The 15645-nt window shown below is 44.4% G+C and carries 16 protein-coding genes and 1 rRNA gene; 6 read left to right on the top strand and 11 right to left on the bottom strand.

Features of this window, described 5'->3' with window-relative positions; translation table 11 throughout:
• A 16S ribosomal RNA gene (locus K5Q73_RS17830) occupies positions 1-212 on the bottom strand; the annotation flags it as partial.
• A gap of 752 nt (positions 213-964) precedes the next feature.
• On the opposite strand from K5Q73_RS17830, the gene K5Q73_RS17825 reads away from it, so the two are divergent.
• Entirely contained in the window at positions 965-1420 is a 456-nt protein-coding gene (locus K5Q73_RS17825) for an RNA-binding protein (RefSeq protein WP_220762768.1), read from the top strand.
• A 10-nt stretch (positions 1421-1430) separates the two neighbouring features.
• On the opposite strand, the gene murI is transcribed toward K5Q73_RS17825, so the two are convergent.
• Positions 1431-2237 (bottom strand): glutamate racemase, encoded by an 807-nt coding sequence (murI, locus tag K5Q73_RS17820; protein WP_220762766.1) that lies wholly within the window; start codon positions 2235-2237, stop codon positions 1431-1433.
• 197 nt (positions 2238-2434) lie between these two features.
• On the opposite strand from murI, the gene trmA reads away from it, so the two are divergent.
• The gene (gene trmA / locus K5Q73_RS17815) at positions 2435-3532 is read left to right on the top strand and encodes a tRNA (uridine(54)-C5)-methyltransferase TrmA (protein WP_220762764.1); all 1098 of its coding nucleotides are present in this window, start codon (positions 2435-2437) and stop codon (positions 3530-3532) included.
• Between the two features lie 76 nt (positions 3533-3608).
• Here trmA and fabR read toward each other — a convergent pair whose 3' ends face one another.
• The gene (gene fabR / locus K5Q73_RS17810; protein WP_220762762.1) at positions 3609-4223 is read right to left on the bottom strand and encodes an HTH-type transcriptional repressor FabR; all 615 of its coding nucleotides are present in this window, start codon (positions 4221-4223) and stop codon (positions 3609-3611) included.
• A 139-nt stretch (positions 4224-4362) separates the two neighbouring features.
• Between fabR and K5Q73_RS17805 the strand changes: the two genes are divergently transcribed.
• The 3 genes from K5Q73_RS17805 (at position 4363) to mnmH (ending at position 7793) form a co-directional block, all read left to right on the top strand.
• Positions 4363-5469, top strand: coding sequence for a fatty acid desaturase (locus tag K5Q73_RS17805; protein WP_220762760.1), 1107 nt, complete (start codon positions 4363-4365; stop codon positions 5467-5469).
• Positions 5470-5655: 186 nt separating this feature from the next.
• A complete protein-coding gene (gene selD, locus K5Q73_RS17800) occupies positions 5656-6696 on the top strand; it encodes a selenide, water dikinase SelD (RefSeq protein WP_220762758.1) in 1041 nt (346 codons plus the stop codon).
• Positions 6696-7793, top strand: a complete 1098-nt coding sequence (gene mnmH, locus K5Q73_RS17795; protein WP_220762756.1) for a tRNA 2-selenouridine(34) synthase MnmH — start codon at positions 6696-6698, stop codon at positions 7791-7793. The genes selD and mnmH overlap by 1 nt, the downstream gene beginning before the upstream one ends.
• Before the next feature lie 28 nt (positions 7794-7821).
• Here the strand turns inward: mnmH and K5Q73_RS17790 are convergent, their stop codons facing one another.
• From K5Q73_RS17790 to nudE, 4 genes are read right to left on the bottom strand one after another with little or no spacing between them, the layout of a single operon-like run.
• Complete coding sequence (locus K5Q73_RS17790; protein ID WP_220762754.1) at positions 7822-9483, bottom strand: MFS transporter; 1662 nt, start codon at positions 9481-9483, stop codon at positions 7822-7824.
• A 4-nt stretch (positions 9484-9487) separates the two neighbouring features.
• Entirely contained in the window at positions 9488-9949 is a 462-nt protein-coding gene (locus K5Q73_RS17785; protein WP_220762752.1) for an N-acetyltransferase, read from the bottom strand.
• Positions 9942-10751, bottom strand: a complete 810-nt coding sequence (gene cysQ, locus K5Q73_RS17780; RefSeq protein WP_220762750.1) for a 3'(2'),5'-bisphosphate nucleotidase CysQ — start codon at positions 10749-10751, stop codon at positions 9942-9944. The genes K5Q73_RS17785 and cysQ overlap by 8 nt, the downstream gene beginning before the upstream one ends.
• Positions 10752-10795: 44 nt before the next feature.
• A complete protein-coding gene (gene nudE, locus K5Q73_RS17775) occupies positions 10796-11350 on the bottom strand; it encodes an ADP compounds hydrolase NudE (protein ID WP_220762749.1) in 555 nt (184 codons plus the stop codon).
• Positions 11351-11437: 87 nt separating this feature from the next.
• Between nudE and yrfG the strand changes: the two genes are divergently transcribed.
• Positions 11438-12106, top strand: a complete 669-nt coding sequence (yrfG, locus tag K5Q73_RS17770; RefSeq protein ID WP_220762747.1) for a GMP/IMP nucleotidase — start codon at positions 11438-11440, stop codon at positions 12104-12106.
• Positions 12107-12179: 73 nt separating this feature from the next.
• Here the strand turns inward: yrfG and K5Q73_RS17765 are convergent, their stop codons facing one another.
• From K5Q73_RS17765 to gspK, 4 genes are read right to left on the bottom strand one after another with little or no spacing between them, the layout of a single operon-like run.
• On the bottom strand, positions 12180-12938 hold the full coding sequence (locus K5Q73_RS17765; RefSeq protein WP_220762746.1) for a type II secretion system protein N: 759 nt from the start codon (positions 12936-12938) through the stop codon (positions 12180-12182).
• Positions 12939-12947: 9 nt separating this feature from the next.
• Positions 12948-13424 carry a type II secretion system protein M gene (locus K5Q73_RS17760; protein WP_220762744.1) on the bottom strand — a complete coding sequence of 159 codons (477 nt, stop codon included), beginning with the start codon at positions 13422-13424 and terminating at the stop codon, positions 12948-12950.
• Position 13425: 1 nt separating this feature from the next.
• Complete coding sequence (gene gspL, locus K5Q73_RS17755) at positions 13426-14619, bottom strand: type II secretion system protein GspL (protein WP_220762742.1); 1194 nt, start codon at positions 14617-14619, stop codon at positions 13426-13428.
• Between the two features lie 44 nt (positions 14620-14663).
• The gene (gene gspK / locus K5Q73_RS17750; RefSeq protein WP_220762740.1) at positions 14664-15644 is read right to left on the bottom strand and encodes a type II secretion system minor pseudopilin GspK; all 981 of its coding nucleotides are present in this window, start codon (positions 15642-15644) and stop codon (positions 14664-14666) included.
• Position 15645: the final 1 nt, after the last annotated feature.

Below are 15645 nucleotides of genomic sequence, written 5' to 3'. Positions count from 1 at the left end.
CCGAAGGTCCCCTCCTTTCCCCCGTAGGGCGTATGCGGTATTAGCAGTCGTTTCCAACTGTTATCCCCCTCGACTGGGCAGATACCTAGGCATTACTCACCCGTCCGCCGCTCGTCACCTCAGGAGCAAGCTCCCTTGTGTTACCGCTCGACTTGCATGTGTTAGGCCTGCCGCCAGCGTTCAATCTGAGCCATGATCAAACTCTTCAATTAAAGTTTTGTTTGCTTCATCCACCTTACAAGTAAGGCTAAATCAGCGGCTCAACGAATTCTGTGATTTGTTTCCACTTTAAAAAGTGAAATCAAACTTTTTTCATATTGCTATGAACACTCATTCATTAAGTAATTTTTGATTGTCTCGTGAGAGACAATTTCGAATAACTTAATCTCTGTGAGTGTCCACACAGATTTGCTTGTCATATTGTTAAAGAGCGTGCCACTTCTATCAAGGCTAAGCCTTTCAAAATGGCGCCTTAGACGCTGAGGTCGTTTGGCTGAGGAGGCGTATTCTACACTCTCCAGTGTCGGCGTCAAGCGCTTATTTTAAGAAGTTTTTCAAGTGATGATTTCTTAATCACTCTCGTGAAAAGAAGCAAAACCCGAAGCTCTCAAAGCGATTGTCACCTGAGGTTAATTTCCGTAGAAGTTAATCTCTCTAACGCTGTGTGCTTGGCTAGTTGCCTGCTTCACCGTGTCAGTGGGGTCGCATTATAGGGAGATTCAAAAAGAGCGCAAGCGCTTTTTATCAAATAAATGTTCGCTTGCTGAAGTTTTCAACAAAGCCCGCGTTAGCGCTTATTTATCCTACATTTCACGTTTAATTCTTCATCAATTTCACCCTAGGTTATAGATAAAGTTCATTTTTCCAGCAACGCACTAGAGTATTGGCCAATAATTCATTACCATATGCAGGTTATTAACAGTTAGTTATCAATTCATTTATTAACTCTTTAGAGATTATATTTATGCAGAAGTCATTCTTGATTGTCTTGGCAGTAGCCATTATAGGTGCATTAGCCATTTTTCAGATTGCACCGGATCTAAACGGCGCAATAGCTTTCTTTACTGGCGCTATTATCGCGAGCGTTATCTTTTCACTTCAATCTAAAAAGCCTAGTACTACAACTAACAGCAGCGAACCATATAGTGGCCCAACCATGACTCTATATGTAGGTAACCTTCCTTATAGAGTTCACGAAGGTGAGGTTAAATCATTATTCGGAGAATTCGGCCCTGTTAACTCAGTACGTTTAGTTCGAGATCGTAAGACGGGACGTCGTAAAGGATTTGGATTTATTGAAATGTCTGAGGCTGGCGCAAAGAAAGCCATGGTTAAGCTTAACGAATTTGATTTTCAAGAAAGAACATTGAAGGTTCGTGAAGCTAAATCTCAAGACTCAGATAAAAGTGATAACGCATAAAGATATATAGCTAACCTAGATTGGCTGAAGAGTGTGACACTATTTTTGTGAATCCTTTTTCAGCTAGTCTGGTTGTTAACCCCGCCGAAATCTCTTCCGTAGTATAAATTGCCGTTAACTGCTTCCGTCTACAAACCGCAGCTTTGTTATGTGAAAACTCGTTAAGCAGAAAAACCACCCTCTGCGCGATTGCGACTCCAGAATCGAGTAGCTGCACACCATCGCCTAGGATCTGCTGCATCTCATTCGCTAATATAGGGAAGTGAGTACAGCCCAAGACCAAGGTATCTAGATTCGATTGGCGTATAGGTTCCAGTTGGGCACTTAGCTTAATCAGGTCGACGCCGTCACCTGCAAGTTTCGCCTCTGCTAACATCACTAGTTCCGATGAGCCAAAAAGCTCTACCTTACATCCATCGGCAAATTGCTCTATTAGCTCTCTTGTATAGGAACGCTTAATCGTCCCTGGCGTTGCCAATAAACCTATATGCCTTGCACTAGATAGTTTTGCTGCGGGTTTGATTGCAGGTACGACCCCTACAATAGGAATAGATAATCTTTCTCGTAAACCCGGGAGCACTAAAGTACTTGCCGAATTACAGGCTACAACGACTAATGATGCGCCGATCTTATCAGCCTGCTCACAAATCAGCTCCACGCAGCCTTGAATAAGAACCGACTCTTCTAGCTCCCCATAAGGCAAACGTGCATTATCGAATAGATAGCAGCAATCTTGATCGGGTAATACTTTTCTGATCTCATCAAAAATCGACAGTCCACCGATCCCTGAGTCAAAAATAAGAATAGGTCCAAACAAAAGTATTCTCCGCTATAGAGTAAAAATGGTTTCGATACACATAAAAGAAGCGTCGTTAGGTCTTACAAACAGCATGATAGGCTATATTGCTTTAGAATTTTCCCACAACCTAGTTAAAATCGGAAGTGAGAAACTGGACATCCCAGCTATCTAGTATAATATTCCGCCCCTAATTTAATGCCAACGGTGATCAAGATATGAATTTAGCAGCAATGGATCCTACAACCTATGATGTGCAACTAGAAGCAAAGTGCGTCAAGTTAAAGCAGTTATTTGCTGATTTTGATACACCTGAACTAGAGTCATTCAGTTCTGAACCTGCTCACTATCGTATGCGTGCTGAGTTTAGAGTTTGGCATGAAGGTGAAGACCTCTATTACTATATGTTCGATAAAGAACTTGATAGTAAGGTTCGTTGCGATCAGTTCCTGCCAGCAAGCGAATTGATTAATAAAATGATGCCTGCTTTAGTAGAGCTATTAAAGCCAAATACTATTTTACGCCACCGTCTGTTCCAAATCGATTTCTTATCAACACTAAGTGGTGAGATCTTAGTATCACTGCTTTACCACAAGCAACTTGATAGCGAGTGGGAGCAGCAAGCAAAGATCCTTAAGCAAACTCTTAGCACTCAGTTTAACGTTAACTTGATTGGCCGAGCGCGTAAGCAGAAGATCATCTTAGATAAAGACTTTGTGGTTGAATCGCTCAATGTTGCTGGTAAACAACTACAGTATCATCAGATTGAGAACAGCTTTACTCAACCTAACGGTAAAGTGTCAGTTAAGATGCTTGAGTGGGCTATTGATGTCACTAAGAATAGTAGTGGTGATTTACTTGAGCTTTATTGTGGTAACGGGAACTTCTCTATCGCGCTAGCACAAAATTTTGAGCGGGTATTGGCAACGGAACTGGCTAAGCCTTCTGTAGAGTCAGCACAATACAATATCAAAGTTAACCAAGTCGACAACCTGCAGATTATCCGTATGTCAGCTGAAGACTTTACCGAAGCTATGGCGAAAAAGCGTAGCTTTAGACGCCTAGAAGGTATCGACTTAGATAGTTATAACTGTAATACCATATTTGTTGACCCACCACGCGCAGGCTTGGATGCTGATACCGTTAAGCTAGTGCAAGATTATGAGCGTATCGTCTATATCTCATGTAACCCTCATACCCTTATCGACAACTTAGATGAGCTGAGTAAGACCCACAAAATCACTCGCTTCGCCTTGTTCGATCAGTTCCCATATACGGATCATATGGAGTCAGGCGTTTTCCTTGAGAAAAAGTAACGTCTGATGATTCAACAATCATTCTAATAAAAACGGCATCCTTAAGGATGCCGTTTTTAATTATGCTATTCAAAAGCTAATTTTGTTCTTTCTTATTTTGTAGTGCATCGGCACCCTTAGCAATCATATGCAATTGAATCACCAAGCGGTCAGCTAAGACTTTTCGATCTACTCGCTTCATATCTAATGCTGCGGCCCCCGCATTAAAGACCAAAGTCACCAAGGCTTCAGCCTGGGCGTGGGCTAATTCAGGTGCGCGATTGGCCGTTGCTTCGGTGTAATGCGCTAGTTCTGAAATAAAGTGTTCGATTTCACGAGCCACTGCGCCCCTGAAGGGAGCCGAAGTTCCAGAACGCTCATGCAGTAGAATACGGAATACGTTTGGATTTGATTCGAGTACTTCCATAAAAGTATCAACCGAAATTCGGATCACACTGCCACCGGCTTCAGCACGCTGGCGACCTTTACGCATCATCTGTCTGAGCGTCAGTCCGCCTTCATCCACCATGGTTAAACCCAGCTCATTCATATCTTTAAAATGACGATAGAATGAAGTTGGAGCAATGTTCGCTTCACGCGCAACTTCGCGCAAACTTAGGCTAGAAAAGCTACGCTCAGCACTTAACTGACTAAATGCCGCATCGACGAGTGCCCGTCGCGTCTTCTCTTTTTGTTGTGCTCTAATGCCCATGTTGAACCTACTTACAAAAATTATTCCTTGAATAATACCGCTTTTTAACACAAAACGCAGCATCAACAAACTTGACCCCGATCACTATCCACGTTAAATTAGCGTACAGATGTACGCTCAACTTGGGATTATAATAATAATGAAAAAACCTCCTATCATCTGGATGAATGTGAGCCTGTTTAGTATCACGTTTGCCTGCGCCGCGATATTTGTTCCTTGGTATGGGATTGCTCACGGGTTTGATACCATCGAATGGGTCGCCTTTGTGGTGCTAGCCTTTGCGAGCGGCTTATCAATTACTGGTGGTTACCATAGACTCTGGTCTCACCGTACCTATAAAGCTCATGCCTCAGTTCGATTCCTCTATGCCTTAGGCGGTGCGTTAGCCTTGCAAAATAGTGCATTGCATTGGTCTTCCGATCATCGAGTGCACCATAAGCATGTCGATAACAATGACAAAGACCCCTACTCTGCAAAGATGGGGTTTTGGTACAGTCATATTGGCTGGATGCTACGTGAATACCAGGCTCAGCGTTATCACGACTACAAGAATGTACGTGATCTTCAAAACGATAAAATCGTTATGTGGCAACACAAGCATTACCTACCGCTCCTGCTAATCATGAACTTCGGTTTGCCGATCCTACTGGGTTGGTTGAATGGCGACATATTGGGCATGTTATTGTTAGCTGGATTGCTGCGCCTTGTTGTGGTTCACCACTGTACTTTCTTTATCAACTCACTTGCGCATATCTGGGGTTCGCAGCCTTATACAGATAAAAATACAGCGCGAGATAACGGCTTCCTAGCCATATTGACCTATGGTGAGGGCTACCATAACTATCACCATATCTTTGAGAATGACTATCGTAATGGCATTCACTGGTGGCAATACGATCCTACCAAGTGGCTTATCAATACATTAGCCTGGATGGGGCTTGCCAATGGTCGCCGCGTGGTACCGCAGGAGAAAATTGAGCACGCACGTTTGCAAATGCAATTAAAGCGTACTCAGAATAAGGTAGCTCACTTGCCTAATAGCGAAGAACTCATTGAGAAAATACAAGAAGAGTACGAGACATTAAAAGCACACTTAGCTGAATACTACGCAGCAAAGAAAGCTCTTATTGAAGCTAAGCGTAAACAGCTTGCAGATAAACAGCTACTTAGCCAAGTTAAGGAACTAAAAATCCGCTTTAAACAGCAACAAAGAAGCTGGCACAATTTAACTGCAAGCTTTAGCTAGGATTAAAACAAAGCCGCTATCACAGCGGCTTTTTTGTTTCGGCGGGTCATGATTTACCAATTCAGCCCCAAATAGCCCTAAGCAATCAGGCTCAAGTCTCAACTTGTACCCGAGGCCGATTGAAGTCCCCTCGTTATGGGTCTATCATGATCGGCTACTTACTATTTATTAGGGCGTTTTAAGCTCATGTCAAATTCAGAAATCAAACTTACCGAGTACAGTCACGGCGCGGGTTGCGGCTGCAAAATTTCTCCAAAAGTTCTCGGCACTATACTTGCCTCTCAGCTGCCTGTATTTGATGACCCTAATCTACTGGTAGGTAACCAGACTCGCGATGATGCTGCCGTCTATAAGCTTAACGAGACCACAGGTATTATCAGCACCACTGACTTCTTCATGCCGATTGTAGATGATCCATTTACCTTTGGACGTATCGCTGCCACTAACGCCATTAGTGATATCTACGCTATGGGTGGCACTCCTATGATGGCCATTGCGATTCTTGGCTGGCCTGTAAATAAATTACCAGCAGAAGTCGCTCAGCAAGTGGTTGATGGTGGCCGCAAAGCCTGTGCCGACGCAGGTATTATGCTGGCAGGTGGTCATAGCATCGACTCGCCAGAACCTATATTTGGTTTAGCCGTCACCGGCCAAATTCCTTTAGATGAACTTAAGCAGAACGATACCGCTAAAGCGGGTGATATGCTTTATCTGACTAAGCCACTCGGTATTGGTATTTTAACGACGGCGCAAAAGCAGAAAAAGTTGGTAGATGCCGATCTTAACACCGCAGCTGAAGCCATGTGCCAACTCAATGTTCTAGGCCCTAAAATTGCCAAGATCCCGCAAGTTAATGCACTAACAGATGTAACTGGCTTTGGTTTAGCCGGACACCTGCTTGAGATGTGCCACGGTGCAGACCTAGGCGCTAAGCTGGATATTAGCTTACTGCCTTTGCTACCAAATGCCCGCCACTACTTGGAGCTAGGTTGCATTCCTGGTGGCACCCATAGAAATTTTGACAGCTATGGTGAGCATTTGCCTACATTAACTGAAGAACAAAAAGCCATTATTTGCGATCCGCAAACTAGTGGTGGCCTGTTAATTGCTGTTGCCGCCGAAGGTGAAGCAGCGCTGCAAACTTTACTCGCCGACAATGGTATTGAACCTATCTGTATTGGCCAGTTAGTCGAGAAAAGTACGGCAATGACCGTGGAGCTCATCTAATGCCACTCAATAAAGTGCCCGCAAGCGAATATCGCCGAATTCTCGTCAGCGATCATCCGATAATGGACGCGCGTGCACCCATAGAGTTCGAAAAAGGCGCCTTTCCAGCCAGCCAAAACCATCCATTGATGGAAGATGAAGAGCGCAAGCTAGTGGGTACTTGCTATAAAGAGCGCGGCCAAGCTGCTGCCATAGAGCTAGGCCACTCACTGGTTAATGGTGAAGTGAAGCAACAGAGAGTTGATGCTTGGTTAAAATTCTTCAGTGAAAACCCTCAAGGCTACCTTTATTGTTTTCGCGGTGGTCTGCGCTCACAGCTGACTCAGCAATGGCTTAAAGAAGCGGGCTTAGATATCCCCTTTATTGAAGGCGGTTATAAGGCCATGCGCCAGTTTCTGATTGAAACGATAGATAGCGCCCCCAATGTAAAGCCGATGCTTATCCTAAGCGGAATTACTGGCAGTGGTAAAACTGACTTCCTTTTACAGCGTAAAGAAGCGGTTGATCTTGAAGGAATAGCGCACCACCGAGGTTCCAGCTTCGGTCGCTATCACGAAGGGCAACCGAGTCAAATCAACTTTGAAAATAGCCTCGCTGTTGCACTGTTAAAACACCAAGACAGCGATGCAAAGCACTTGCTACTCGAGGATGAAAGCTTCCTGATTGGGCGCTCGGCCCTACCTCAGGCTTTCTATTCTGGCATGCAGACAGCCAGTGTATTGGTGTTAGAAGAGTCGATGGATGCAAGGCTGGCACGCCTGCTTAACGAATATGTGCATAAGATGCACAGTGGCTATATTCAAAGATTAGGGGAAGAAGCTGGCTTCGAAGCTTTTGCACAATATTTGGCCCAAAGCATCACTGGCATTAAAAAGCGTCTAGGTGGAAAGCAGCATGACGAGCTTCAGGCAATGATAATCGACGCCTTAAGCATGCAAACAAGTCAAAATGACACCCGCGGTCATTTAGGTTGGATTGAGTTGTTGCTGGTCAAGTATTACGACCCTATGTATCAATACCAAATCGACAAAAAGTCGGAGCGCATCCTCTTCAGGGGTGACCATCAAGCTATGCATCAGTGGCTAGATAACCATTAAATAGCGACTTTAATTTAAGTTAACCCCATTAGCTGTTATCCGCAGCTAATGGGGCTATTGCTAACTTCAGCACTCTTCCCTCAGTAGCGTCCAACTTAACTAACACCACTTTAAAGTCTGCAAATTCAGCGCGGGTTTTATACTCGCTGAGCGAGCTTTTATCCACGCAAATAATGCTATCCACTTCATGCTGCTGTGCCTGCCAACTCAACCGAGAGAATGCCCAGCCAATAAAACGATTAGGCCAGCTCTGCTGAGTTAGGTCGGCAAATAATACCGGGTGGTTAAAGCTGCCAAGTATCACTACGAGCTCTTGCCAAGATGCTTGCTCGGTAACCAGCAATAATTTAGACGACTTATGTAAAGAATCCCGATCTAGCACCTGAGTTCTATGCGTAACCCTGCGAACAAAATAACTCACGCAGCTGAGTAAGAGTTCTGGCCAGCGCCAAAGTAAATACACTAGCACCAGGGCATTTACCACAGCTAAGACCAAAAAGAGCAACTCTATCGGCCATTGCAATACATTCAAGGCCAGCATAGCAAATATAGCCGAACTCACCATAAATAACGCATTGATGATATTGTTACTCGCAATCGCCTGTGCGCACTCGCCCTCTTTGGCTCGCACCTGAATATAGGTATAAAGCGGCACAATAAATAAGCCACCTCCGACACCAATCATAAACAGATCAAACATCAGACGATAATGCCCTGTCTCTGCAATAAAGCTATGTAATTGATACAGTTCTACCAATATCGATTTATTGGGTAGAGCAAAATAGAGATCGATTCCGAAGCAAGCGAGTAACAGTAAACCTAAAGGCATGATCCCAAGCTCTACTCGCCGACAAGACAGCCGCTCACAAACAAATGAGCCTGCACCTATGCCCACCGAAAACAGTAATAGGAGTAGTGATACCACCGTAGGGTCAGCATTTAAGGTTATTCGAGCAAAATTAGGAAACTGAGTAAGATAAGTCGCCCCCACAAACCAAAACCAACTGATAGCTAAAATAGCAGTCCAAATGGCTTTGTTGTTACGCGCCTTATTAAGGTTATCCATGGTGGCTAAGATAATAGAAAATCGAGGTTTAACATCGCTGTGGGCTGGAATACTCGGGATAAACCAACTCGCAGCCATACCAATTAAAGCTAGGATAAATACCGTGGCTGCAGCCCAGTATGTCGCCATGTTACTGGCAACGATCATTCCTGCCGAAATTGTTCCAATCAGAATGGCTAAGAAGGTGCCCATCTCAACCCAGGCATTACCCGAAACGAGCTCGCTTTCGTGTAACACTCTAGGTAGTAGTGAGTATTTGACCGGACCAAAATAAGCTGACTGTACCCCAGTAAGAAACAGCAATAGCAACATAACCAGATAGCTATTACTCATAATGGCGAAGATAGCGACCGACATGATGATGAGTTCGAGCAGCTTTAGTCTACGAATTAGCAGTGCTTTATCAACACTGTCCGCTAACTGACCCGCGTGAGCTGAAAACAGCAAGAAAGGCAGAATAAACAGACCTGCGGCTAGGTTAACAAACAGATTAATATCGATCGGCAACTGCTCAACTTGTGAATAGGTCACCAACAGCAGCAGAACGTTTTTAAATACGTTGTCGTTCAAGGCCCCTAGGCATTGGGTCACAAAGTAAGGGAAAAAACGTCTGCTAAATAACATCCGCTTAGCTATCGCTCGACTTGTGGTAAGACATTAATAATCTAGGTTCGTTATCGCCAAAATAATCAGACTCAAAACCGATTTCGACAAAGCCAATGCGCGAATACAGAGCTTTAGCCGGGTTATCTGGTGCTACGGTTAAATTAACTTGATTAACTCCCTGCGGTAAAGTGGTTAAAAATTGGGAGATAAGCTTAGTTCCTACCCCTTTGCCGCGGGCGCTATCAGCCACCGCGATAGATAGGATCCAGACTACACTTGGATCATCACTACTCGAGGCCAATAAATACCCTAAGATATTATTTTCCTCATCTTTAGCCACCAGAAAACCATTTGGCCAGCAATCTAATGCCTGTCTGAAGAAAAAGTCTGGATAGCAGTGGCCGGGAAAACAATTCCGCTCTAATGTATCGATCGCGTTTAGAGCTTGCCTATCGGCCAGAGAAATCTGAATTAAATCATTCATTAATTAAAATTTGATCCCACTCCAGCGCAGGTGCGCCCACCACGATAAAATTGGGGTTCTCTAGACTTTCTCGCTCGTTATAGGTTAATGGCTGCAAGTTAAGATCCATTATCTGGCCTCCTGCTTCTTCAACAATAATCTGCGCAGCGCCGGTATCCCACTCTCCAGTTGGACCAATACGTACATAACAGTCGGCGCGTCCTTCCGCTATCAGGCAACTTTTCAGCGCCGCACCACCTAGCACCACTAATTCACAGTGTTTCTTTTGGTTAAATAGCTTAATCACAGATTGCGGATCTTGGCGACGACTTACCGCTAAACGAAGTGAATCAGAATCCTTAGCAAGTTGCTTACTGCTAATACGCACTTCCGCGCTATCTTTACGCTTATAAGAACCTAGGCCAGCGATTCCGTAGTAACAAACGTCGGTCATTGGTACATAAACTACCCCAAGAATAGGGCGGTTATGCTCAACTAGAGCAATGATCACTGAAAAATCACCACTACCAGCAATAAACTCACCGGTTCCGTCTAGCGGATCGACCAACCAATACCGCTGCCAATCACAACGTTCAGCAAATGGGATATCGGCATCTTCTTCAGATAGGACAGGAATATCTGGCGTTAACGCCTTCAAAGCTTCGGTAATGATTTCATGAGCTGCGAGATCGGCAGAAGTCACTGGTGTATTATCAGACTTTATCTCACGCTCAAAATCGCCCTTCTGATAAATTTCACGAATTTTTTTACCCGCGAGCGTAGCGATTTCAATGACTTGATCTACATAATTCTCTGGCTTCATAACTACTCCAACCGCCTAATACCAATAACTTGTGTCAACTTTAACTATTTAAGCTTTAGATGTTTTTGCGCTAAAAATAAAGCACTTACGCTACGCGACTCAGAAAAGTCTTCCTCTGATAGTAACTCTTGCCACGTTGCCAACGGCCAGGTAACCATATCGATGGGCTCAGGTTCATCGCCTTCTAGCCGACTCTCGTATAGATCTTCGGCTAAATATATTTGCATCTTACTGGCGAAATAACCCGGTGCTAAGCTCAACTCCATCAAATGGGTTAGCTTTCTGGCACCAAAACCTATTTCTTCTTGTAACTCTCGGTTAGCCGCCTCATGGGCTTCTTCACCGGGATCTATCAAGCCTTTAGGGAAGCCTAACTCATAGCTGTGAGTACCAGCGGCATACTCTCTCCCCAATAGAAGCTCTGTGCCATTGAGCACAGGCACAACCATGACTGCACCACGGTTATTACCTTTCATGCGCTCATACTGACGCTCAACTTGATTCGAAAACCTCAAGTGCACCTGTTCAATCTGAAACAGCCGACTCGTTGCCACTATTTCAGCGTGCAAAATCTCTGGTTTCTCATTCTTTTTAGTCATACACATCCCAGTGCAACTACCAATTCAAGTATAATCTTACTATTCTCGCTCCAATCTACAACCTGAATTTTTTAGGATCGCCCAACTATGTTCCCATGGAATGAAATAGACAGTGTTTTACTCGATATGGACGGCACCTTATTGGATCTGCATTTTGACAATCACTTTTGGATGCAACTTATCCCAAAGGAGCTGAGTCAACAACGTGGCATATCGGTTAAAGAGGCTGGAGAATGGGTTGAGCAGTGCTATACCCATGTCGAAGGTACCTTAAATTGGTATTGTCTCGATTATTGGGAACAGCAGATGGGACTGGATATTATGTCGCTGCATCGCACTCTAGTGGATCGGATCCAGCTACGTCAAGATAGCATGCCCTTCCTTGAAGCCCTGCAGAATGCTGGCAAGTCGCGCATCTTAGTCACCAACGCTCATCCTAAAAATTTAATGTTGAAGCTGGAACACACCGACTTAGGCTTAGGCCTAGATGAAATGATCTCGAGTCACGAAACGGGTTATCCCAAAGAGCATCCAGAGTTTTGGGTTCAATTATTTGAACGTTTTAATCTTCAGCCTAGCCGTTGCCTATTTATTGATGATAACGAAGCGATTTTACAGGCGGCAAGACTGGCGGGCGTAGGGTATCAATTAGGTATTTCCAACCCTGATAGCCAAAAACCCAATAAGATATTCAATGATTTCCCAGCCATTGAAGATTATCACTATCTCCTAGATGATCTCATTCAAGCACAGTAAAAAACAGACACAAAAAAAGGCGCTACATTAGCGCCTTTATATTATTTAAACCTATCAAACTAGCGAGTCACAACTAGATTGGCAATCGACCTTGATAAGTAATGGGGTAGTAACCTTGGCTATCCTTCTTACCTAAGAAAGATAACGCTTTCTTCAAGTCATCAGGCTGAGTGTTCACTTCACGGATCTTGGCGTTCACCTGTACCATCTTGTTATCGGCTAGAACAATAGTGCCATCGAGACCAAGTCCATTTAGCTTCTCATCTGTAGTGAGCTCAACTTTGCCATCAAGACATGCCAAGCCCAATGCGATATCGCCCAATGGGTACTTACCAAACTGGTTAGTAACGTTCACTTGGTTCAAGAATAACTTTCCCGATAGCTTCTCACACCAAGGTAAACCTTGCTCAAAGTTATCAACTAACACACTGAGATCGCCATTAACTTTGGTTCTAAAAGGTAAGTTAGTGCGTCCTAACAAAAAGCTGCTAGGCGCTTCAAACCTTAATCCTGAAACATCTAATCCACTCAGTGAATAAGCGAGTGTTCCTTTACCATTTACCGCACTGGCTCTGTTGCCTATAACCACATCAGCCTTAACTGTGCCAGTCAATAAAGACCAAACATTCAAATCCCAAGTTATCATTTCCACTTGGCGCTTTTGTACGCTAAGCATATCAATCTTGCCAGTCCAAATAGTGCCAGACACACCACTAATTGCGACATTGTTTGGCAAAGGCGCCAACTTAACTGCGATATTGGCCGGAAATAGCACCACTAAAAATACCAAATAGACTAAAAAGCCTAACGCAATCATCTTTGCTAATTTCACTACAACACCTTACTTGGACAACTGAATACGACGAACATTAACATAGCCTGGAGTATCAGACTCAGCTAAGTCTAAGCTTTCTAATGACAAGCCTTTGTTCTGCACCAATTCGTTTAAATAACTCAATAACGTATCGAAAGGGACTTCATCCATCCACACCTGGATCTTGTTACCTTGCGGCTGCATACGCGTAATAGTTAGCCCAAATGCACCCGCTGTTTGGTTAACGGCTGCACTCAAACTACCTCTAAAAGCGTTACTACCACCACTTTGCTTCAATCCAGCAATACGATTCGCGGTTTGCTTAACGTAGGTTAAGGTACTTTGTTGCCCATCGAGTCTACGCTGAGCCTCATCTTCCGCATTAGCTATTGGCGTCCAAACACCCCAATACAAAATACCTATCACTAATACCACGCCACAAGCAGCAACCATCTGCTGCTCACGCAGAACTAATCCGCTCCACCAAGCTTTAAAGTTTTCCATCTTATTTGCTCCTTATGGTTAAGGTGCTGGTAACTTGAGACTCACCACTATTCATAGCACCGCCATCGAGCTTGTAAGAACGCGCAATGATCTCTTTAAACTTTTCAATCTGTTCATAATTCTTAGCAGTAACCTGCATACGGATTTCGCTACGATTACTATCAAAACGTAAGGTAGTTGGCTTAAGTGCTGGTACTTGCGCGAAGGCTTCTTGCATGCCACTAAGCATGACAAAAAACTCACTGCCACTACCGCCACCTTGAAGGGTACGCACATAGCTTTCCATCTGAGAACGCAAGTTTACGACTCGTGAACTCCCAGGCACAACCTGCTTATAGATTTGCTCGCTTTGCGCCTGTAATCTATCCGCATCGCTGTTCATCTGGTGAATATTCAGCCCTTTATTCACAAGGGCTAACAGGATAACGACCCCTAATGCGATAGCCGTATTACGCCATAAAACAAGATGCTTACCGTACTCTTTCTTCGGCTTATAAACACCTGATAGCAAGTTCATTGGCGCATTGAGCATGCCTTTGGCAAGCACTAGCATTGGCAGATCAAGCGGCTGAGACTTCAGCTCTGCCCCAGCCATTTGCAGATCGGTATATGCCGCAACGCTAGTGTTGCTATTGTCTGCAGTTGCTAACAGTTGTGGCAAAACCACATCCATCCAGCTCTGCGTCAGACTCACACCACTGCCTTGGCCTGTTCGCAGCAAAATCTCTTTACCAAAATTCATTGCTGCCCAGTCACACTCTGCCAATGGCAGTGCTAAACAATCAGGTACGATGCACTTAGCCTTCAAACCTGCATCGCTAAGCCATTCGATCCAAGCCTGCATCTGCTCATGAGCAACCACAGCTATGCTTAGGCTTTCCCCATTGCGGGGACCAGTAACAAAGTGCAATTCATCCACGTTTTGAGCGAGGTTCTCTTCCAGCATAAAAGGCAAAGCTTTTACAGCTTGGCGCTGGCTTTTTTCAGGTAGCTCGACATGAGTTAAAGTAATACTTGATGCAGGCACTAAAACGTCAACTGCGCGATTACCCGCTCTTTCAGTAAGAGTCGATAGTGCACTGGCATCGCTAAGCTCACCAGAACCTATAATTTCTTGTTCCTGCTCAGACCAAACCAGCCAAGAGCACGCTTGCTCGGCTGTCTGACCTAAGCGGATGAATAGTCTTTCACTCACTGATTTATCTCCACAAGTCTCTTCAACTCATTAAAGGACTGTTGTTATTTTTGCCCGCCAAACTGACGAGATAACACTTCTAATTTGTTACTGTCGCCGTACAGTACGCTTTCTAATCTAAATACCGCTGTATCGACCTTAGCTCCGGCCTCGAGTAGGAAGTACTTACTCGATACTCCAAAACTCGATTTCAGCTTGGCGTCACCAGCAAGCGATGCCACTGATGAGTTTTCCCAAAATTCATTGATGTCATCATAACCATCTAGCGGTCTTTGATTGATGATGCTTTCGGCTTCACCAACAGAAATCTTGTTGTCGAACATACCCGCAATAATTGCTGCTTGCTCTACACGTACGGTATTCACATTCAAGACTTGGGTTGTATTCCCCGGAATCGCACACACATAAGGCGCTAACTTCAAATAAATATCTTGAGTAAAGCCCATCACAGCCCGCAGCTCACTCTTATGGCTCATCAATGTATTAGCCGCTCGATACGGTACATTACGCGACTCATATTCCGCATCTTCGGCACCGTAGGGACCTGCCGTTTGATCTTCGTCGATATAATCTTTAGCTGTCTGCGCCAAGCGCTCAGCAGCGAACTCATCCATTCCCAATGCGACTAACAATCCCTTAAATTGCACCGCAGGTAATGGCAGTTTAGGCTGCCCATTTTCAACTTTTTCATCAGGTGCTGATAACGAATTCACATTAAAACAGGCTCGCATATCGCTAATTTTACCAGCGATTTCCCCTTTTTCTGCGGGGAAGATTACATCGGCAAGCGCCCAATACTGCTGCAAATGTACGGTATCTGAATCTTCTAGATCTTGTTTGAGCACCTTCTTAGCGATTTCTTCTCCCGAAATCGCGTACCAAAACGCTTGGTCGTATTGCGCCATATTCAAGGTACGTCTAACTGACAACTGATTACGTGAAGTAATATTGGTCGCTATAATAGCCACCATAGCCACAATCAAGAGCACAACGATTAAGGCGACACCGCGTTGTTTATTGGCCATG

The organism is Shewanella sp. MBTL60-112-B2 (genome assembly GCF_019655055.1).
Classification (GTDB): Bacteria; Pseudomonadota; Gammaproteobacteria; order Enterobacterales; family Shewanellaceae; genus Shewanella.
Note: the sequence above shows the minus strand (reverse complement) of the source record. Positions and strands in the feature narration are given on the sequence as shown.

Bases quoted from the DNA above. Each gene is read 5' to 3' on its own strand.
- K5Q73_RS17825 (WP_220762768.1), top strand. From the start codon at position 965: ATGCAGAAGTCATTCTTGATTGTCTTGGCAGTAGCCATTATAGGTGCA.
- trmA (WP_220762764.1), top strand. From the start codon at position 2,435: ATGAATTTAGCAGCAATGGATCCTACAACCTATGATGTGCAACTAGAA.
- fabR (WP_220762762.1), bottom strand. From the start codon at position 4,223: ATGGGCATTAGAGCACAACAAAAAGAGAAGACGCGACGGGCACTCGTC.
- K5Q73_RS17805 (WP_220762760.1), top strand. From the start codon at position 4,363: ATGAAAAAACCTCCTATCATCTGGATGAATGTGAGCCTGTTTAGTATC.
- selD (WP_220762758.1), top strand. From the start codon at position 5,656: ATGTCAAATTCAGAAATCAAACTTACCGAGTACAGTCACGGCGCGGGT.
- mnmH (WP_220762756.1), top strand. From the start codon at position 6,696: ATGCCACTCAATAAAGTGCCCGCAAGCGAATATCGCCGAATTCTCGTC.
- K5Q73_RS17790 (WP_220762754.1), bottom strand. From the start codon at position 9,483: ATGTTATTTAGCAGACGTTTTTTCCCTTACTTTGTGACCCAATGCCTA.
- K5Q73_RS17785 (WP_220762752.1), bottom strand. From the start codon at position 9,949: ATGAATGATTTAATTCAGATTTCTCTGGCCGATAGGCAAGCTCTAAAC.
- cysQ (WP_220762750.1), bottom strand. From the start codon at position 10,751: ATGAAGCCAGAGAATTATGTAGATCAAGTCATTGAAATCGCTACGCTC.
- nudE (WP_220762749.1), bottom strand. From the start codon at position 11,350: ATGACTAAAAAGAATGAGAAACCAGAGATTTTGCACGCTGAAATAGTG.
- yrfG (WP_220762747.1), top strand. From the start codon at position 11,438: ATGTTCCCATGGAATGAAATAGACAGTGTTTTACTCGATATGGACGGC.
- K5Q73_RS17760 (WP_220762744.1), bottom strand. From the start codon at position 13,424: ATGGAAAACTTTAAAGCTTGGTGGAGCGGATTAGTTCTGCGTGAGCAG.
- gspK (WP_220762740.1), bottom strand. From the start codon at position 15,644: ATGGCCAATAAACAACGCGGTGTCGCCTTAATCGTTGTGCTCTTGATT.